Origin of the sequence: Mesorhizobium sp. M1217, assembly GCF_040318275.1 — a bacterium.
GTDB lineage: Bacteria > Pseudomonadota > Alphaproteobacteria > Rhizobiales > Rhizobiaceae > Mesorhizobium.
This window is the reverse complement of record NZ_JAMYMA010000019.1, coordinates 16,484-34,250: the sequence shown is the minus strand read 5'-3', so window position 1 is coordinate 34,250 and position 17,767 is coordinate 16,484. Positions and strand designations below refer to the sequence as shown.

General features: G+C 63.5%; 19 protein-coding genes. 9 read left to right on the top strand and 10 right to left on the bottom strand.

Going from position 1 to position 17,767, the window contains the following annotated elements; all coding sequences use genetic code 11:
- Positions 1–104: 104 nt before the first annotated feature.
- From purM to NKH37_RS26640, 5 genes are all read left to right on the top strand, one after another.
- On the top strand, positions 105–1,169 hold the full coding sequence (gene purM, locus NKH37_RS26660; RefSeq protein ID WP_352472623.1) for a phosphoribosylformylglycinamidine cyclo-ligase: 1,065 nt from the start codon (positions 105–107) through the stop codon (positions 1,167–1,169).
- Positions 1,166–1,873: a phosphoribosylglycinamide formyltransferase gene (gene purN, locus NKH37_RS26655; protein ID WP_353000612.1), complete on the top strand. Its 708-nt coding sequence runs from the start codon at positions 1,166–1,168 to the stop codon at positions 1,871–1,873. The genes purM and purN overlap by 4 nt, the downstream gene beginning before the upstream one ends.
- A gap of 172 nt (positions 1,874–2,045) precedes the next feature.
- A complete protein-coding gene (locus NKH37_RS26650; protein WP_198030504.1) occupies positions 2,046–2,747 on the top strand; it encodes a class I SAM-dependent methyltransferase in 702 nt (233 codons plus the stop codon).
- Between the two features lie 48 nt (positions 2,748–2,795).
- On the top strand, positions 2,796–2,999 hold the full coding sequence (locus tag NKH37_RS26645; protein WP_352495577.1) for a hypothetical protein: 204 nt from the start codon (positions 2,796–2,798) through the stop codon (positions 2,997–2,999).
- A 114-nt stretch (positions 3,000–3,113) separates the two neighbouring features.
- A complete protein-coding gene (locus NKH37_RS26640) occupies positions 3,114–3,629 on the top strand; it encodes a SixA phosphatase family protein (protein WP_023719766.1) in 516 nt (171 codons plus the stop codon).
- A 114-nt stretch (positions 3,630–3,743) separates the two neighbouring features.
- On the opposite strand, the gene NKH37_RS26635 is transcribed toward NKH37_RS26640, so the two are convergent.
- The 8 genes from NKH37_RS26635 to NKH37_RS26600 form a co-directional block, all read right to left on the bottom strand.
- Complete coding sequence (locus tag NKH37_RS26635) at positions 3,744–4,016, bottom strand: DUF680 domain-containing protein (protein WP_352481779.1); 273 nt, start codon at positions 4,014–4,016, stop codon at positions 3,744–3,746.
- 276 nt (positions 4,017–4,292) lie between these two features.
- The gene (locus tag NKH37_RS26630) at positions 4,293–4,526 is read right to left on the bottom strand and encodes a DUF680 domain-containing protein (RefSeq protein ID WP_352791879.1); all 234 of its coding nucleotides are present in this window, start codon (positions 4,524–4,526) and stop codon (positions 4,293–4,295) included.
- A 386-nt stretch (positions 4,527–4,912) separates the two neighbouring features.
- Complete coding sequence (locus NKH37_RS26625; protein ID WP_502906007.1) at positions 4,913–7,135, bottom strand: cation:proton antiporter domain-containing protein; 2,223 nt, start codon at positions 7,133–7,135, stop codon at positions 4,913–4,915.
- Between the two features lie 170 nt (positions 7,136–7,305).
- Positions 7,306–8,004, bottom strand: coding sequence for a DUF2270 domain-containing protein (locus NKH37_RS26620; RefSeq protein WP_023719770.1), 699 nt, complete (start codon positions 8,002–8,004; stop codon positions 7,306–7,308).
- Positions 8,005–8,062: 58 nt separating this feature from the next.
- The gene (locus tag NKH37_RS26615) at positions 8,063–10,171 is read right to left on the bottom strand and encodes a molybdopterin-containing oxidoreductase family protein (RefSeq protein ID WP_352791881.1); all 2,109 of its coding nucleotides are present in this window, start codon (positions 10,169–10,171) and stop codon (positions 8,063–8,065) included.
- A 42-nt stretch (positions 10,172–10,213) separates the two neighbouring features.
- Positions 10,214–10,411, bottom strand: a complete 198-nt coding sequence (locus NKH37_RS26610) for a hypothetical protein (protein WP_023719772.1) — start codon at positions 10,409–10,411, stop codon at positions 10,214–10,216.
- A 4-nt stretch (positions 10,412–10,415) separates the two neighbouring features.
- Positions 10,416–12,293 (bottom strand): ABC-F family ATP-binding cassette domain-containing protein, encoded by a 1,878-nt coding sequence (locus NKH37_RS26605; protein ID WP_023719773.1) that lies wholly within the window; start codon positions 12,291–12,293, stop codon positions 10,416–10,418.
- Positions 12,294–12,747: 454 nt separating this feature from the next.
- Positions 12,748–12,927 (bottom strand): membrane lipoprotein lipid attachment site-containing protein, encoded by a 180-nt coding sequence (locus NKH37_RS26600; RefSeq protein WP_023719775.1) that lies wholly within the window; start codon positions 12,925–12,927, stop codon positions 12,748–12,750.
- Positions 12,928–13,059: 132 nt separating this feature from the next.
- Here NKH37_RS26600 and NKH37_RS26595 point away from each other — a divergent pair, with 132 nt between their 5' ends.
- The 3 genes from NKH37_RS26595 to NKH37_RS26585 all read left to right on the top strand — a co-directional run bounded on the left by NKH37_RS26595 (position 13,060) and on the right by NKH37_RS26585 (position 15,877).
- Positions 13,060–13,233 carry a hypothetical protein gene (locus NKH37_RS26595; protein WP_023719776.1) on the top strand — a complete coding sequence of 58 codons (174 nt, stop codon included), beginning with the start codon at positions 13,060–13,062 and terminating at the stop codon, positions 13,231–13,233.
- 94 nt (positions 13,234–13,327) lie between these two features.
- The gene (locus NKH37_RS26590) at positions 13,328–15,409 is read left to right on the top strand and encodes an ATP-dependent helicase (RefSeq protein ID WP_353005239.1); all 2,082 of its coding nucleotides are present in this window, start codon (positions 13,328–13,330) and stop codon (positions 15,407–15,409) included.
- A 165-nt stretch (positions 15,410–15,574) separates the two neighbouring features.
- Positions 15,575–15,877 (top strand): DUF982 domain-containing protein, encoded by a 303-nt coding sequence (locus NKH37_RS26585; RefSeq protein ID WP_352452964.1) that lies wholly within the window; start codon positions 15,575–15,577, stop codon positions 15,875–15,877.
- Positions 15,878–15,946: 69 nt separating this feature from the next.
- Here NKH37_RS26585 and NKH37_RS26580 read toward each other — a convergent pair whose 3' ends face one another.
- Positions 15,947–16,117 carry a hypothetical protein gene (locus tag NKH37_RS26580; RefSeq protein ID WP_023677663.1) on the bottom strand — a complete coding sequence of 57 codons (171 nt, stop codon included), beginning with the start codon at positions 16,115–16,117 and terminating at the stop codon, positions 15,947–15,949.
- A 139-nt stretch (positions 16,118–16,256) separates the two neighbouring features.
- Positions 16,257–16,769, bottom strand: a complete 513-nt coding sequence (locus NKH37_RS26575; protein WP_352457652.1) for a DinB family protein — start codon at positions 16,767–16,769, stop codon at positions 16,257–16,259.
- Positions 16,770–16,846: 77 nt separating this feature from the next.
- Between NKH37_RS26575 and NKH37_RS26570 the strand changes: the two genes are divergently transcribed.
- The gene (locus tag NKH37_RS26570; RefSeq protein ID WP_352909470.1) at positions 16,847–17,557 is read left to right on the top strand and encodes a glutathione S-transferase family protein; all 711 of its coding nucleotides are present in this window, start codon (positions 16,847–16,849) and stop codon (positions 17,555–17,557) included.
- Positions 17,558–17,767 lie beyond the last annotated feature (210 nt).

The following is a 17,767-nucleotide window of genomic DNA, read 5'->3' as shown; positions in this document are numbered from 1 at the left end:
CTGATCCCGCCGTCATCCTTGCGAGGTGCGGCCGTTCATGCGAAGAGCCCGCAAGCGAATGAAACCAGCGACAGGCAAGCGCAACAGATGAGCAGGCGCCGGAAATGAGCAAGCGCAAGAACGGGCTCACCTATGCCGAAGCGGGCGTCGACATCGATGCCGGCAATCTCATGGTCGAGAAGATCAAGCCGCTGGTGCGCGCGACCCGCCGGCCGGGCGCCGATGGCGAGATCGGCGGCTTCGGCGGCCTGTTCGACCTAAAGGCCGCCGGCTTCACCGATCCGGTGCTGGTCGCCGCCAATGACGGCGTCGGCACCAAGCTGAAGATCGCCATCGACGCCGGCAAGCACGATACGATCGGCATCGACCTCGTCGCCATGTGCGTCAACGACATCGTCGTGCAGGGCGCCGAACCGCTGTTCTTCCTCGACTATTTCGCCACCGGCAAGCTCGATCCCGACCAGGGTGCTTCGATCGTCGGCGGCATTGCCGCCGGCTGCCGGCAGGCCGGTTGCGCGCTGATCGGCGGCGAGACGGCGGAAATGCCGGGCATGTATCACGACAAGGACTACGACCTTGCCGGCTTTGCCGTCGGTGCCGCCGAACGCGGCCAGCTGCTGCCGACCGACGACATCGTCGAGGGCGACGTGCTGCTCGGCCTTGCCTCGTCGGGCCTGCATTCGAACGGCTTTTCGCTGGTCCGCCGCATCGTCGCGGTAAGCGGCCTTGGCTGGGGCGATCCGGCGCCGTTCAATGACGAGGCGACACTGGCCGAGGCGCTGCTCGAGCCGACGCGCATCTACGTCAAGTCGATCCTCAAGGCGATCCGCAACACGCATGGCATAAAGGCGCTGGCCCATATCACCGGCGGCGGCTTTCCAGAAAACATCCCGCGCGTTCTGCCCAAGGATTTTTCGGCCGAGCTCGATCTTGGCGCCATCGAAGTGCCGCCGGTGTTTTCGTGGCTGGCCAAGACCGGCGGCGTCGCGCCGGAAGAGATGATGCGCACCTTCAATTGCGGCATCGGCATGATCCTGGTCGTCGCCTCCGGCCAGGCGGCGCAGGTCGCCGCCGTTCTGCAGGAGGCCGGCGAGACGGTGACGCCGATCGGCCAGATCGTACCGCGCCGCGATGCCGGCGTCATCTATCGGGGCTCGATCGGCCTATGACCAGAAAACGCACCGTAGTGCTTATTTCGGGGCGCGGCTCCAACATGACGGCGCTGATCGCGGCCGCCGGCAGCCCGGCCTATCCGGCCGAGATCGTCGGCGTCATCTCCGATCGCGCCAATGCCGCCGGCCTCGGCATCGCCGCGGCTCGCGGCATCGCCACCAAGGTGATTTCGCGCTCCGACTATGCCAGCAAGGAAGCGCATGACGGGGCGATCGATGCGGCCCTCTTGTCGTTCGGCGCCGAAATCGTCGCGCTGGCCGGCTATATGCGCATCCTCGGCGCGCGTTTCGTCGAGAAGTGGCAGGGCCGGATGGTCAATATCCACCCTGCCCTGCTGCCTGCCTTCAAGGGGCTGGATACGCACGCGCGAGCCATCCGCGCAGGCATGCGCATCCATGGCTGCACAGTGCATTTCGTCACGCTCGACATGGATGACGGGCCGATCATCGCCCAGGCCGCAGTGCCGGTGATGGTCGGCGACAATGAGGACACGCTGGCCGCTCGCGTGCTCAAGGCCGAGCACCAGCTCTATCCGCTGGCGCTGGGCCTGGTCGCCGAAGGCAAGGCGCGGATGGAAGCCGGCCGCACGGTGTTTTCGCGCTTCGCCGACGATGCCGACAACGCCACGTCGGTGGTGATCGCGCCCGACCCGCTGCGTGAAGAGACCGATCTTGAGCACCTGGCGCGGATAACGCCGTGATTGCTTTTCAATCGGCTGGGTCGTGAACCCCACAAATTAGCCGTGCGGTGGGCTGCGAAAGCCTGCTGTGTCTCGATAGCGGCCAGATTTTCGGCAGCACAGCGCAAGGACGCGATGTGCCAAAGGCAGACGCCAGTGATATTGATTTCGGGTATAACGAGGTATGACGTCCGTGCCCGAAACGACAGACTATGACACCATCGCCGGGCGTTACTCGGCGATGATCGATGAGCGGCCCTGGAATGCTCTCTACGAGCGCCCGACGACCTTGCATCTCCTGCCACCGGTCGACAATATCGATGTTCTTGATGCCGGTTGCGGTCACGGCTGGTACGCCGATTGGCTGATGTGCCACGGTGCTCGCGTGGTTGCTGTCGACCGTAGCGCCGCAATGGTTGCTCTCGCGCAAAAGCGCGTCGCAGGTCGCGCCCGCGTGATCCAGGGCGACGTGAGCAATCTGCAAGGTATCCTCGGCGACGAGACTTTTGACCTCGTGCTATCTTCGCTCGTCCTCCATTACCTAGCGGACCTACCAGCCGTTTTTTCTGAATATGCGCGGCTGCTTCGACCAACTGGCACGCTGGTATTTTCGACGCATCACCCAGTTCACGATCAGGTCAGCATTCTCGATCCTGGATATTTGAATGCCGAACTGATCGAGGAGGAATGGGGATGGCTCGGGCAGAAAATGCGCTACTATCGAAGGCCGCTACGCGATCTGACTGACCCTCTTGCGGATGCTGGATTTGTCATTGAGCGGATGTGCGAGCCGACGCCAAGTGAGGAACTGAGACTGAAGGACCCAAAGGGATATGATCGACTTTGCCGCCTCCCGGCGTTCATTTTCGTGCGCGCCCGGAAGGGCAGCTCATAGACGATGCGACGTCGCCGACAGCACAGGTAAGTCATAGGAGACAGCTTGATGGCGACCGTCGAAAAAGTCAGCGAGGTGCTACCCGAATGCGGGCTTGGCCAGCCCTTGCGCATAGCCGAAGCGGAGCGATTACGGAAAGCCTGGGCGGAGGGGCTGGAGAGTGGTCCGTCCGCCCCGTTCGACATCGAGGATATAAAACAAAAAGCCCGCAGCAGGTTCGGCAACGCCATCAAAAACCAGCGGAATGGCTGACATCCGGATCGTTGACGGCAAATTATCTCGTGCTTTATTGACTGGCCGAACAATGCGTCGAGATTGTCCGCGTCGTGCATGGCGCACGCGATGTTTCGGCCTTATTTTGAAACCATGATGCAATTGCTGCTCCTGCGTCACGCTAAGTCGAGCTGGGACGATCCTGGCCTCATCGATTTCGACCGGCCGCTGTCCGGGCGCGGGCGGAAAGCAGCGCCGCTGGTCGGGCGCGAACTGACCCGGCGCGGCTGGCTGCCGGAGCTGGCGCTGGTGTCGCCGGCGCTGCGCACCCGCGACACATGGCGGCTGGTTTCGGCGGAATTGCCGGCGAAGGTGCAGGCCAAATTTGCCCAGGCGCTCTACGAGGCAGCGGCGGCGGACATCCTCGCCAAGGTGCGGCAAGTAAAGGCGGAGACCGGAACGCTGCTGGTGCTTGGCCACAATCCCGGGTTGGAGGAGTTCGCGCGCGGGCTTGCCGGGGCTGGATCGGATGAAGCGGCGCTGAAAAAGCTGGCGGAAAAATTCCCGACCGCGGCCCTGGCTCGGTTCGACGTCGATGGCGATTGGGCCGGTCTCACCTTCGGCAGCGCCCGACTGACGCACTGCATTTGGCCGAAGGATCTGCGTTAGGGATTTACCAACAGGCCGGGGGAAAAACCGCCGATCCCTCGACCGACCGAGCTTCGCACAAACAAGAGCGGCGGGCCAAGCCCGCCGTTCTTTGTGCTCCCGGGGTTTGAGGAACTAGCGGCCCCAGTTGCCCCGGCCAGATTGGGGCACTACGGGCTGATCCGTGCCGAACCGGGTCGTCGCCCCGGTGTCGACGGCGTTGTGCTCAGCCGTCAGCGGCTTGCGGATGGAACCGGTAAACCCGCTGTCGATAGCGCCGACAGGCGCATTGCCAACAGGCGCGGCCGGCTGGTTGGCACCGTCCGAACCATAGTGGTCGCTGCCGGCAAAGGCGCTGCCCGTGGCGGTGAGGACGATAGCGGCGATGGTAAGAGCAATCTTGGTCATTTCGGGTACTCCAGTGTGCTGGTCATTCGTGAGTTGTCGTTGCTTTCGACGCATTCGAGATGAGAGCGCTGCCCGCACCGACGAATACGCATCGGCTTTTTCCGACGTGCACGTTGCTGGACGATTTCAGCAACCGAGATTATGGCTACAGATGAAACCTGCAATTCAAAGTATTCGATTGGCGCAGGATTCGATCCAGCGCTCGTCCCGGCTGATACGCGAAAGCAAGAGTAGCGGGCCGAGCCCGCCGCTCTTTGTGTTCCGGGGCTGTGATAATCAGCGGCCCCAGATGCCTTGGCCGGATTCAGGCGCCACCGACTCGGAAGTCGTCTTGGCACCGGTATGCTCGGAAGTAACCGGCTTGCGGATCGAGCCGGTGAACGTGTTGTCAACGTTGGCAGCAGGAGCGGCCGGCTGGTTGACGTTGTCTGAGCCATAATGGTCGCTGCCGGCAAAAGCAATGCCGGTGGCAACGAGGATGGCGCCGGCGGTAAGAGCGATCTTGGTCATTTCAGGTACTCCGGTAGTTCTTTGGTCTGTCCGTCAAGTGGCGTGCCTTGGGAAGAATTCGCGTCGCTCGGACCGCCCCGAGATGGGTCCGCAAGCTTGTCGTTTCCAATCACAAAAATTTTGTACAGGTGCGCCAAATTGGCCGCTTGAAATTCGACATGCGGCTCCTTTCGCCACAATGTTCTTATTTCTTTTCAATTGGTTATGCGGTTATTGGTGATTTTCAGCGCGAACATTCTGTGAGCCGGCGTTCACCCATTCCTGTATTCCTGTACCCTCTGTCAACAGAACCGAACCGTTCGGTTCGAACTATTTTACGTTTGGCTGGATCAGCGCTTCAGAGCCTCGATCGACATGCCTGCCGACCGATCAATGCCCAGTAAAAATCACGCTGCCAGCTCAGCGCCAGCGGTGTCATGCTTGGGCCGCGCGCTGGCCAGAAGCACCACGGGGCAGTTGCAGGCGGCTAAAACAGCGCCGGCGGTTTCGCCGAAGAACAGGTCCTCACCCGGACGTTGGGTGACACCCATCACGACGATCGCCGCGCCTTTGGCCGCCTCCCTAGTGATCGCCTTGTCGGGTGTGACGCGGGTATGGAACGCGGTGTCGATATGCAGGCCGTAGCGGCCCGCCAAGTCGGCGATGTCTTTCAGGACGGCCTCTTCGCGGCTATGCGACACCGATGTCGACCTGCGGCCCTTGGCTGCCCTTTGCGAGACGTAGAGAACCTTGATCCGCGCCCGGTTTGGACGGGCCAGCGCCAGCGCCAAGTCGGCGGCGCGACGCGCCACCTGGGTTCCGTTGACGGGGACGAGAATGCTGGTGCCGGCCTTCAGCGTCGGCATCTTTTCGGCTGCATTGCCGCCGTTCAGGACCAGGCAAAGTGGGCCGTCAAATCCTGCGGCAATGTCGTTGAGGGCCGGCGCGAAGGCGCCATCGGCGGTCAGCACATTGTCGAGGCCGACCAGCAGCAGGCCGTATCCCTTGCGGGCCTCTTCGGCGATCGTCTCACCGGTGGCTTCCAACTCGGTGCGGGCCGTCAGGTGGACTTTGCCGACAAGCGTATCTTCGATCCGTTTCACCGCCTGGGCGCTTTTCTTTGCACCCTTCTTGATTTCCTGCAGGGCGCGCTCCTGTCCCTTGCTGTCGCTCGGCCTGTCAATTCGGCCGTCTTTCGGCTGAAGCAAGGTGGTGGGCAGGCGAAGCAAGGTGGTGGGCATGCCGCTGCCTCCGCCGACCAGTCCGGCGAGATGGGCAGTGAACTTGCCGATCCTGCTGTCGTCGACCAGCACCAGCAGCCGCTCCAGCCTGGAAACGAAGCCGTATTCGTCCAACGCCTCGCGCTCGACACGCTGCTGCTCGTCGTGCCCCACCGGCAGCCGGCCGAGCGCCCAGCGCAGCATCGGCGGCATGGCCAGCGTGGTGATCACGGCCATGGTGACGATCATGGTGAAGAGATTGTGCGACAGGATGTTCATCGACAGGCCGATGCTGGCGACGATCACCTCGGTCGAGCCGCGCGCGTTCATGGCGCTGCCGACGGCGATTGCTTCCTTGAACGACATGGCGGCGAGCCTGGCGCCGATGAACGCGCCGCCAAACTTGCCGATGCTGGCGATAACCACAAGAGCGCCCGTCAGCATGGCAAGCGTCGGATCGGCGAGCACTGTGAGATCGGCGGAAAGCCCCGCCATGCCGAAGAAGATCGGCATGAACAGCGCAGTGATGACGCCGCGCAGCTGGCCTTCGATATGGCTGGAGAGGATGGGCGATTCACCGACAAGAATGCCGGCGACGAACGCACCCAGGACGGTATGCACGCCTATCATATTGGTGATCAGCGCCATCACGCCCATGATGATGAGGATCATGGTGATCACCGCGAACTCGCTGTGGAATTGATCGTTGGTCCAGCGGATCAAGGTGAAGACAAGACGGCGGCCAATGGTGAAGGAGAACACCATGAATAGTGCCACCGCGGCGATGGTGGTCACCAGCGGCGCGAACTGCAACCTGCCATTGGTGGCGATGCCGAAGGTTACGGCGATGATAAGCCAGCCGATCGTGTCCTCGATGATCGCCGAGGAAATAATCACCTGTCCGAGGTTGCGGCGCATGAAGTTCATCTCGCGCACCACCATGGCGACGATCTTGACCGACGAGATCGACAGCGCGGTGCCCAGGAACAGCCCGGCGACGGTGCGTTGCGTGGCGTCAGACAGCAATGCGCCCGGCAGGAACTGCGCCAGCGCGAAACCGCAGATGAAGGGCACCACGACGCCGGTCGCCGAAATGGAAAAACAGGCCGCGCCAACCCGGCGCACCAGCCGCAGGTCCGTTTCCATGCCGGTCAGCAAAAGCAGCATCAGGATGCCGAGCTGTGAGACGGCGTCGATCATGCCCTTTTGCGCAGGATCGCTGGGAAAGATCAGGTGCTGAGCCGATGGCCATAGCCAGCCGAACAGCGAAGGACCGAGCAGGATGCCGCCGATCAGTTGGCCCATGATTGCCGGCTGGCCATAGCGCTGCAGCACTTCGCCCAGGCCGCGCCCGACAAGCAGCAGCAGGACGATCTCGGCAACGAAAGCGCCTTCGCCCGAACCGCCCATTCCCGAAGCCTTGGTTCCGGCAACAAGCGTCTCCGCCGCCCGGGCCGCGCCTGCGGGGGCGAAAGCGCAAACCAACAGCGCCAGGCTGGAACGTGTCGGAGCCTGCCAAGCCATGAAACCCCCATCGCCCAATGCACCTGCCCAACAACGCGCGACAATGAGTTGCGTTGCTAGACGTGGACGTCACCGAAGGAGAGTTCGCCGTCGTCGCTCTCCGTCAGGTAGGCTGCCATCAGCAGGCCGGCATAGAGGACGGCGACCAGCACGACGATGGCGCCACCAGGAACTGGACCCAGCGCAGCACTGGCGACGGCCTCACGCATCGACCCGACGAAGCCGATGCGGACGCCTTCGTTTAAGAGGCTGGGGGTCGACAGTTTGAGGATCCAGGCCAGCAGCAGGATCAGCAGCATATAGATGTAATTCCGACGCAGGCGGCGCGCCAAAGCCACGCGTTGCGAAATCAGGAATTTTGGTGCGCGCAGGCTCTCGCCGACGATCAACAGCCAATCGGACGCAAAATCCGGCTGCGGTGAGAATACCTGTGCGAAATAGTGCCGTTCGAACTGGCGCACGCGAGCCCGATAGAAGTCGAAGAAGCGGTATCGCCGCGCCTCGATCCACAGCAGCAGCAGAACAAGCAGCATGGCAAACAGCAGCACGCCATGGTGAGCGCTGGCTGTCGAAAGCGAGACGGACAGCATCGCCGCGACAACCGTTATCGCCCAGTTGCTCGTCCGGTCCAGGCGGTCGCGCCACCCAGCCATGCGCGCAATCTCGGCGCGATGGAAGTGGGACATCGTGGTTACGAGTTCGCCGGACGAAAGCGTTCGCCCGATGGGGTCCGGCGCCGCCAACGCTTCTGCCATGACCATGCCTCCACCCGCCATGCGAAAACGGACGGAGGAACATATCGTTCCGAACGCTTCAAGTTGCCGGGCGCAGCCAGACCTTGTTGTCGTGGAAGGCGGCGCCGCCATAGGGCGCCGGCGCATCGGCGCCAGTCAGCACGTTGATGCCCTCGCCGCGCTCATGGGCGCTGTTCGGCCAGATGCCTTCGGCGATGACCACGCCGCGCTTGATGCCGTCGAACAGTTTTGCGTGCAGCACCACTTCGCCACGCTGGTTGCCGACTTCGATGCGGCCGCCGTCGGCGACGCCGAGTGCCGCCGCATCATCGGGATGCAAGAGCAGCTCCGGCCGGCGCTCTTTTGCCTGCGACACCGGCGTTTCGGTGAAGGTCGAATTGAGGAAATTGCGCGCCGGCGAGGTGGTCAGCCGGAACGGGTGCGCCTCGTCCGCCACCTCGATCAGATCGACATGGTCGGGGAATTCCGGCAGGCTCGCCACCGGCCCGAACAGGCCCATGCTTTTCGGTGGCCGATTGGGCGACGCCTGGCCCGTCCAGTCGGCGCGAAAATGAAACTTCTTGTCGGCATGGCCGAAGCCGTCGAGGTAATGCGCGGCATCGAAATCCGGCTGCAAATCGACCCATTTCTGCTCTTTCAGGCTCGAAAAGCTGCCCAGCCCGCGCTTGCCCAGAATGACGTCGATATGCTGCTGCTCGGTCATGCCGAAGCCCGGGCGATCGGCGACACCGAGTCTTTTGCCGAGTTCCTCGATGACGAAATGGTTGGTGCGCGGACCTTCCGGCGGGTCGATCAGCTTCGGCCCGAGCGTGATGTGCTGGTTGCCGCCGCCCTTGTAGACGTCGTCATGCTCGAGAAACATCGTCGCCGGCAGCACCACATCGGCGAGCTTGGCGGTGTCGGTCATGAACTGCTCGTGCACGCAGGAGAACAGATCGTCGCGCAAAAAACCCTGCTTCACCAGCCGCTGCTCCGGCGCGACATTGACCGGATTGGTGTTCTGGATCAGCAGCGCCGTCACCGGCGGGCCGCCATAGAGCGCATCCTCAGCCCCGGTCAGCACCGGGCCGATGCGCGAATGGTCGAGATGACGGATCGCGGGGTCGCGCATCCGCGTGCCTTCGAGCAGTTCCTGATTGAGCTTGAAGATGCCCGAATTGGTATGGAAGGCGCCGCCGCCTTCATATTGCCAGCAGCCGGTGACCGCGGCGATCGAGGCTGCGGCGTGCATGTTGACCGAACCGTTGCGCTGGCGCGAAAACCCGTAGCCGAGGCGGAAGTAGGTCTTGTTCGTCGTGCCGACGAGACGGGCGAAGGTCTCGATTTCGTCGACAGAAAGCCCGGTGATATCAGCGGCCCATTGCGGCGTCCTCGTTTGAAGATGCGCTTCCAGACCATGCGGGTCGTCGGTGTATTTTTCCAAATAAGCGCGGTCGGCCATGCCGTCACGGAACAGCACGTGCATCACCGCGCAGGCCAGCGCGCCGTCGGTGCCGGGCTTCAGCACTAGGCCGAGATCGGCCTGCTTCATCGTCGCGTTCTCGTAAACATCGATGACGACGATCTTGGCTGCGCGTTCCTTGCGCGCCTTGATGGCGTGGGTCATGACGTTGACCTGCGTGACCACGGCGTTGGTGCCCCAGATCACCACGCAGTCGGATTTGCCCATCTCGCGCGGATCGGGACCGCGCAGTGCGCCTGCCCCCATCATCCAGCCGGTCCAGGCCAGATTGGTGCAGATCGAACCGAAGAAGCCGGAGTATTTCTTGGCATGCCTGAGCCGCTCGATGCCGTCGCGCTGCACCAGACCCATCGTGCCGGCATAGTAATAGGGCCAGACCGTCTCCGAGCCGAATTTTGCCTCCGCCGCGATGAACTTTTCGGCGACAAGGTCGAGTGCGGCCTCCCAGCTCGCTTCCTTCCAGGCGCCCTCGCCCTTGGCGCCCGCCCGGATCAGCGGTTTCAGCAGGCGGTCGGGATGATGGACGCGGTCGGCGTAGCGGGCGACCTTGGCGCAGATGACGCCGGCCGTGTAGCTGTTGGCCTTGGCGCCATGGACGCGGCCGATACGCCTGGCGTCAAGCAACTCGACCTCGAGCGCGCAGGTTGAGGGACAATCATGCGGACAGGCCGAATGGCCGATTTTGAGCTTGGCGTGCTGATTCATGGGAGCAAACTAGCCGGTTGTGATAGCGGCGTGTAGGGCCAGTTACACGCCATCAATGCGCTTGAACAAGGCGTTGTAGGCACCGCATTTCGGGCAATGTATGTGGCGCTCGACATGCGATGATCCGGCTCCGGCGTCGATGACCAGCAGATTGCCGTCTCCACACTCAGGACATTTTACGACAGCTCCGGAATTGACGGCCAAAACCTTGGCAGCTTCGATCCACAGTTTTGCCGACATCGTCCTACTCCGCCGTGCCTTCCTCGTACTCCGCCGACATCGACAGCCATTTCTCCTCGTGGCCGGCCAGCTGTTGCGCGAGTTGTGAGCGTTCCTTGGCCAGCCTTGTCGCGGTCGAGGGGTCCTTTTCGTAGACGGCCGGATTGGCGAGTTCGTCCTCGATCAGGTCGATGCGCTTGCGGAGGCGGTCCATCAGCGCTTCGGTGGCGCGGATTTCCTTGGCCAGCGGCTCGAAAGCGGCGCGGCGCGCGGCTGCATCGCGGCGGCGGTCGGCCTTCGAGGCTTTGTCCGCCTCGCGCTTGCCGCGGCGGTCGCCGGAGACGCCGGTGACCAGCGTCTTGTAGTCCTCGAGGTCGCCGTCATACGGGTTAACCGCGCCCTCCTTGACCAGCCACAGCCGGTCGGCGGTCGCTTCGAGCAGATGGCGGTCGTGCGAGATCAGGATGACGGCGCCGGGAAAATCGTTCAGCGCATGGATCAGCGATTCACGGCTGTCGATGTCGAGATGGTTGGTCGGCTCGTCGAGGATGAACAGGTTCGGCCCCTCGAAGGCCGACAGGCCCATCAGGAGCCGCGCCTTTTCGCCGCCGGACAGGTCTTTGGCGGCGGTGTTCATCTTTTCGGTGGTCAGGCCGAACTGCGCGACGCGGCCGCGCACCTTGGATTCCGGCGCGTCCGGCATCAGCCGGCGGACATGCTCATAGGCGTTTTCGTCGGGCCTGAGGTCGTCGAGCTGGTGCTGGGCGAAGATTGCCACCTTCAGCCCGGGCGCCACGGTCATGCCGCCGGTCTCCGGCTTCAGCCGGCCGGCCAACAGCTTGGCGAAGGTCGACTTGCCGTTGCCGTTGGCGCCGAGCAGCGCGATGCGGTCGTCGGCATCGACGCGCAGCGTCATCTTCTTCAGGATCGGCGCACCCTCGGTATAGCCGACATTGACGTTGTTCAGCGCGATGATCGGCGAGGCCACCGTCTTCACCGGCTCCGGAAAGGAGAACGGCCGAACCGTGTCGTTCACAATCGCGGCGATCGGCTTCATCTTCTCCAGCGCCTTGATGCGCGACTGCGCCTGCCTCGCCTTCGACGCCTTGGCGCGGAAGCGCTCGACGAAGGATTCCATGTGCTTGCGCGCGGCTTCCTGCTTCACGCGGCCCTTCTCCTGCAATTCGCGCTGCTCGGTATATTGGCGCTCGAACTGATCGTAGCCGCCGCGCCAGAACGTCAGCTTCTTCTGGTCGAGATGGACGATCGAATTGACGGCTCGGTTGAGCAGGTCGCGGTCGTGCGAAATCAGCAGCACAGTGTGCGGGTATTTCGACACGTAGTTTTCCAGCCACAGCGTGCCTTCGAGATCGAGATAATTGGTCGGCTCGTCGAGCAGCAGCAGATCGGGCTCGGCAAACAGCACCGCGGCCAGCGCGACGCGCATGCGCCAGCCGCCGGAGAAGGACGAGGCCGGGCGCCGTTGTGCGGCGTCGTCGAAGCCGAGGCCGGCGAGAATGGTGGCGGCGCGTGACTCGGCCGAGTGCGCATCGATATCGGCCAGCCGCATATGGATATCGGCGATGCGGTGCGGATCGGTCGCCGTCTTTTCCTCTTCGAGCAGCGCACTCCGTTCAAGGTCGGCCTTGAGCACGATCTCGATCAGCGGCTCCTCGGTGCCCGGCGCTTCCTGAGCGACCTGGCCGATGCGTGTGTTCTTGGGCAGACTGATCGAGCCGGTCTCGGAGGCGAGGTCGCCGGTGATCGCCTTGAACAAGGTCGTCTTGCCGGTGCCGTTGCGGCCGACAAGGCCAGCCTTGCTGCCGGCCGGCAAGGTCAGCGAGGCATGGTCGAGAAGCAGGCGTCCGGCCATGCGGAGCGAAAGGTCGTTGATGATCAGCATGGCCGCGCTTTTGCACGGGACAACCATGCTTCGCAAGGGCTTGAGCCCCGGTTCGCCGCATAAGGCGCGAAAACCGGCAAGCAGGTGACGCCGACCCCCGCGCACCGCGACTTCCCGCAAAACGCAAAAAGAACCCGCTATCCTGAGGGGGGACAAGGAAAGCGGGTTCTTTCGTGAACGGCGGCCTTGGGAGCGTCCGATCGACACCCAAACACGCAGCAGCCGGGTTTGTTCCATGGGATAGACAAACCATGTGATGAACAAACGCCGGCGTGGCGGCAGGTTTGTCCACAGGGCGTGCCGTTTGTACGCTATCGGACCATGACGCTGCGGAAAGACTCGGCTATTCTTGGATGTGCGGCGGGCCTGATCTCCGCCTGGCCGGCGTCATCAGCTTCCTCCCAAGCGGCGCCGGCCACCCTTTTTTGACCGGCGCCGACGCCATTTGAAGCGGTCATTGTTTCGGCGGCGTGCCGGGCTGATCGCCGCCGGTCGTCGACTTCGGCACCGGATTCTTGTCGACCTGCGGATTCTGCTCGACCGTATCGCCAGGGGCCTTGGTCGGCTGGATGTTGTTGTCGCAACCCGCAACGGTCAGCGCTGCCACAAGCAGCAGGATTGAGCGCTTTTTCATCGCAGTCTCCTCTCGCCCGACAACGAGGCGTCGGCGATTTGGTTGCGCGATCGGTGTCGTTCCCGCATTTGCCGAGCAGTCGGGGAACAAAATGCCGCGTCTCCGGTTGCTCCAGAATCAATGGAGGAAGCCATGATCCGTCTGCTTATCGCCGGGGCAATCGTCTATGTTGCCTATCGCGTCGCCAAGAAAGTGATCGACGAGGTGCCCGACGATTTCGATCCGCTGCTGCTGCCGCCACCAGAAGACGATCGCGAGGCGCTGCGGCGGCAATCGGCAAGGATGGGCGTCGAGCCCGGGCGTTAGTCAACAGGCCTGCCCGCAAGGCTTCTTCGTTCACGAGCCCTATCCCGGCTCCGCAAACCGTTGCGAACAAAGCAGAAACGATGCTTGATGGGCGATGAACCTCGCCGCCCGTGATTCGTCCTTCCAGCCGGCCTATCTGGCAAAGCTCAACGCCGAGCAGCGGCTTGCCGTCGAACATGGCGACGGCAAGGTCGCGGGACCATTGCTGGTGATTGCCGGCGCCGGCTCCGGCAAGACCAACACGCTGGCGCACCGGGTCGCGCATCTGATCGTTAGGGGTGCCGATCCGCGCCGCATCCTCTTGATGACATTTTCCCGCCGTGCCGCGGCGGAAATGGCCAAGCGGGTCGAGCGCATCGCCGGCGAGGTGCTGGGCCGCGATGCTTCTGTCATCACCGATGCGCTGAGCTGGGCCGGCACGTTCCACGGCATTGGCGCCAGGCTGCTGCGTGATTATGCGCTGGAGATCGGTCTCGATCCCGCCTTCACCATCCACGACCGCGAGGATTCCGCCGACCTGATGAACCTCGCCCGCCACGAGCTTGGGTTTTCGAAGACCGAAGCCCGCTTCCCGACCAAGGGCACCTGCCTTGCGATCTATTCGCGTGCCGTCAATGCACAGGCGCCGCTCGGCGAGGTGCTGGGTTCGGTGTTCCCGTGGTGCGCCGGCTGGGCCGAACAGCTGAAACAATTATTCGCCAGATATGTCGAGGCCAAGCAGGCGCAGAACGTGCTCGATTACGACGATCTGCTGCTCTACTGGGCGCAGATGGCCGGCGAGCCGGAAATCGCCGCGCATCTGGGTGCACGTTTCGACCATGTGCTGGTCGATGAATACCAGGACACCAACCGGCTGCAGGCCTCGATCCTGACGGCCCTCAAGCCCGACGGATCGGGGCTGACGGTGGTCGGCGACGACGCGCAGTCGATCTATTCGTTCCGCGCCGCGGAAGTGCGCAATATCCTGGATTTTCCCAAGCAGTTCGCGCAGCCGGCCGAGGTCGTCATGCTGGAGCGCAACTACCGCTCGACCGAGACGATCCTGGCGGCGGCCAATGCGGTGATCGGCGAAGCGTCGGAACGTTTCACCAAAAATCTCTGGTCGGAGCGCAAATCGGCGGAAAAGCCGAAGCTGGTGAGCGTGCGCGACGAGATCGAGCAGGCGAGCTATGTCTGCCAGGCGATACTCACCGAGCGCGAGGCCGGTACCGTTCTCAAAGCGCAGGCCGTGCTGTTTCGCGCCTCGCACCATAGCGGCCCGCTGGAGATCGAACTGACGCGCCGCAACATCCCCTTCGTCAAATTCGGCGGGCTGAAATTCCTCGATGCCGCCCACGTCAAGGACGTGCTGGCCGTGCTGCGCTTTGCCGAAAACCCGCGCGACCGCGTCGCCGGCTTTCGCGTGCTGCAACTTCTGCCCGGCATCGGCCCTTCGGCCGCCAATGCGATTGTCGAGACCATGGCGACGTCGCTCGACGAGACGATGGGGCTTGCCCGCTACCGGCCGCCGCAGCGCGCCGCCGACGACTGGCCGGGCTTTGTCGCGCTCTATTGCGGCCTGCGCGCCGGCGCAAAGAAATGGCCGGCCGACATCGAGCAGGTCAGGCTCTGGTACGAACCGCATCTGGAACGTATCCATGAGGATGCGACGACGCGCCGGGCCGATCTGCTGCAGCTCGAGCAGATCGCTTCCGGCTATGGATCGCGCGAGCGCTTCCTCACCGAGCTGACGCTCGATCCGCCGGACGCGACCAGCGACGAAGCCGGCCCGCCGCACCGCGACGAGGATTATCTGATCCTGTCGACCATCCATTCGGCCAAGGGCCAGGAGTGGAAGAACGTCTTCGTGCTCAACACCGTCGACGGCTGCATCCCGATCGACCTCGGCGTCGGCAGCAAGGACGACGTCGACGAGGAGCGGCGGCTGCTCTACGTGGCCATGACGCGGGCCAAGGATAGCCTGCATTTGGTGATGCCGCAGCGTTTTTTCGTCCACGGCCAGGCGGCGCGCGGCGACCGCCATGTCTATGCCTCGCGCACGCGCTTCATCCCGCGCCCGATCCTTGGTGCCTTCGAGCAGGTGGCGTGGGCCAGCGTCCAGGCCAGGGACGATCCGTGCCGCCAGCCGCAGGTGCGTGTCGACCTCGGCGCCCGCATGCGCGGCATGTGGAAATAGGCACGCGCCCTCGCCGCTGGCGCTGCTCTCCCGGCGACAACCCCCAGAGCCGGCGAAAAACAAATCCCGGCAACATGGAACCTCGCGCCGTGATCCGCGTTTCTGCCCGACCCCCAGACCGGAGAACGGCGTCCGCCGTGACCTCCGCCCATTCGAGAGGCCAGAATGCACGACAGGACGTTTTCCACACCGGTCGCCCTAACCGTTGGCGCCGGCTACAAGCGGACGATCGCTTCGTTCTCCGAGATGCACGAGTTCCTGACCGAGTTCCCGCCTTCGCGCCGGCGGCTGAGCTATGGCGCCGCGGTAAAGGCCTGCGAGGCGGCACGCGCCGGCGAGATCTCGGCCGAAGCGGCACGCGACGCCCTGATCACCTTCGCCGTGACGGCCGGCATCCTCTGGCCGGCCGCCCAGCCGGCAGTCTCGGTCAAGCCGGTCGCCCGGGGCCTCGGCGGCTACGCCGCCTGACGCAACCTCTTCGTCATCATGGCCGGCCGGAGATGCGGTCCGTTGTCGGTGGTTTTAGGTCGGCAGATCCTAAATCAGCTGCCTTCTGATGCTCATCCGGGTCACCGCAGTCACAAGAATGGCGCCGATCATGAAATAGATGGTCGCGACAATGTCGCCCTGGTGGAAATAATAACCGGAGTTGAGAAGCGCCAGGACCACGGCGAAGAACGCCACAAGGCGCAAGGGTTCATTGGGCATGCGTGCCAATTCTCGCTGTTGCTGCTGAATGCTGCTGAAGCGGCCGCCCTCACGACCGTGCGCTCCATAAAATGTTTTGGCGCGTTTTGCAATCTCGGCAGATCGTCCCCTATCCACCGCTTCCCCAGCCGCCCCAGGTTCAGGCGAATGCCCTGCCCTCCTCGCTGCGCTGGAACATCGTCAGGTCCAGTCCGAGGCTTGGCTTGCCCAGAATGGTCAGGATCGCATGCGCCTGGCCGCGGTGGTGGGTCTGGTGGTTGAAGAAGTGGTCGAGCGCCGGCGCCAGCCGCTGCGAGACGGTGCGCATATCCGAGACGGTCATGTAGGAGAAGCGGCCCGACAGCGCCTTGTCGCTCAGGCCGTCGACCCAGTCGATGATCCGTTTGTCCTCGGCCTCGCGCGCCAGCCGCAAGCCGGGCAAGGCGCGGTGCAGGATCGTGTCGAGCCTTGCCGGCGCGTCGCCCTCGCCGGTGAAGCGTTTCATCCAGATACGGTCGGCTGCCAGGAGGTGGTTGAGCGTTCCCATCATCGAGCCGAAGAAGACGCCGATATTGCGGTCGAACTCTTCCTCGTCGAGATCGGCGGCGGCATCGTAGATGCGGCCATTGGCCCATTGATTGTAGGCCGCAAACATCCTGAAATGCTGTTTCATTCTTCTCTCGACCTGCGAGACCCTGTTTCGCGTGGGTCTGTTTCGGGCATAGTTAGACTGCGAGGACGCTGCCGCCAATGACCATTCTGCTCTACGACCTTGTCGGACGCGACGCCGCCCGCCCGTTCAGCCCACATTGCTGGAAGGCGGCGATGGCGCTGGCCCACAAAGGGCTCGACATCACCAGCGTGCCGACCCGTTTTCTCGAAGTGCCGAAGGTGGAAGGCGGCGTCTCGAAGCTCGTTCCGGTGATCCGCGACGGCGAGACGGTGGTCGCCGATTCCTTCGCTATCGCGCTCTATCTCGAGCAGGCCTATCCCGAGCGGCCGACATTGTTTTCCGGCGACGGCGGCAAGGCGACGGCGCGCTTCATCGAACGCTGGTCGCAGCTGACCATCCATCCCTACGTCACCACCGCTGCGATATTGGACCTGCACGCCATGCAGGACGAGGCGAACGCCGCCTATTTCCGGCAGAACCGCGAGCAGCGCTTCGGCAAGCGCCTGGAGGCGGTATACGCCACCCGCGACGCTGGGCTCGCCAGCTTCCGGGCCTCGCTGGAGCCGCTCCGCTCGATGCTTGGCTATCAGCCCTTCATCGGCGGCCCGTCGCCGCTGTTTGCCGACTACATCGTTTTCGGCGCGCTGCAATGGGCGCGCATCGCCACGCCCTACCGGCTGCTCGACGACAGCGACGTCGTGGCGCAATGGTTCGAACGATGCCTCGATCTGCATGGCGGCCTCGGCCGCACCGTCGCGCCGGCGGCGCTCGCCTCGCTTGAGAGTTGAAATCGGCAGTTTTACAGCGGCGCCACATTTTGTTCTTGCTTTGTGCCGGCAGCTATGCTACTAATCTGGGTATGGTGCTAATTGGCTCCAACGACCCGCCCGGCTTGCCGAGGCGGGTTTTGTTTGCCGATCAAGGTCCAACGGCGCAGATGGCGGCAATGTCGCCGGGCCTCGGCTAAAGCGCGTCGCGTTCGACCGGCCTCATGCGAT

Coding starts and splice junctions, on each gene's coding strand:
- NKH37_RS26635 (WP_352481779.1), bottom strand. CDS start 4,016: ATGACCAAGATTGCTCTTACCATCGCCGCTATCGTCCTCACCGCCACG.
- NKH37_RS26620 (WP_023719770.1), bottom strand. CDS start 8,004: ATGGCAGAAGCGTTGGCGGCGCCGGACCCCATCGGGCGAACGCTTTCG.
- purN (WP_353000612.1), top strand. CDS start 1,166: ATGACCAGAAAACGCACCGTAGTGCTTATTTCGGGGCGCGGCTCCAAC.
- NKH37_RS26585 (WP_352452964.1), top strand. CDS start 15,575: ATGCACGACAGGACGTTTTCCACACCGGTCGCCCTAACCGTTGGCGCC.
- NKH37_RS26595 (WP_023719776.1), top strand. CDS start 13,060: ATGATCCGTCTGCTTATCGCCGGGGCAATCGTCTATGTTGCCTATCGC.
- NKH37_RS26615 (WP_352791881.1), bottom strand. CDS start 10,171: ATGAATCAGCACGCCAAGCTCAAAATCGGCCATTCGGCCTGTCCGCAT.
- NKH37_RS26570 (WP_352909470.1), top strand. CDS start 16,847: ATGACCATTCTGCTCTACGACCTTGTCGGACGCGACGCCGCCCGCCCG.
- NKH37_RS26580 (WP_023677663.1), bottom strand. CDS start 16,117: ATGCCCAATGAACCCTTGCGCCTTGTGGCGTTCTTCGCCGTGGTCCTG.
- NKH37_RS26590 (WP_353005239.1), top strand. CDS start 13,328: ATGAACCTCGCCGCCCGTGATTCGTCCTTCCAGCCGGCCTATCTGGCA.
- NKH37_RS26630 (WP_352791879.1), bottom strand. CDS start 4,526: ATGACCAAGATCGCTCTTACCGCCGGCGCCATCCTCGTTGCCACCGGC.
- NKH37_RS26610 (WP_023719772.1), bottom strand. CDS start 10,411: ATGTCGGCAAAACTGTGGATCGAAGCTGCCAAGGTTTTGGCCGTCAAT.
- purM (WP_352472623.1), top strand. CDS start 105: ATGAGCAAGCGCAAGAACGGGCTCACCTATGCCGAAGCGGGCGTCGAC.
- NKH37_RS26640 (WP_023719766.1), top strand. CDS start 3,114: ATGATGCAATTGCTGCTCCTGCGTCACGCTAAGTCGAGCTGGGACGAT.
- NKH37_RS26625 (WP_502906007.1), bottom strand. CDS start 7,135: ATGGGCGGTTCGGGCGAAGGCGCTTTCGTTGCCGAGATCGTCCTGCTG.
- NKH37_RS26645 (WP_352495577.1), top strand. CDS start 2,796: ATGGCGACCGTCGAAAAAGTCAGCGAGGTGCTACCCGAATGCGGGCTT.
- NKH37_RS26600 (WP_023719775.1), bottom strand. CDS start 12,927: ATGAAAAAGCGCTCAATCCTGCTGCTTGTGGCAGCGCTGACCGTTGCG.
- NKH37_RS26605 (WP_023719773.1), bottom strand. CDS start 12,293: ATGCTGATCATCAACGACCTTTCGCTCCGCATGGCCGGACGCCTGCTT.
- NKH37_RS26575 (WP_352457652.1), bottom strand. CDS start 16,769: ATGAAACAGCATTTCAGGATGTTTGCGGCCTACAATCAATGGGCCAAT.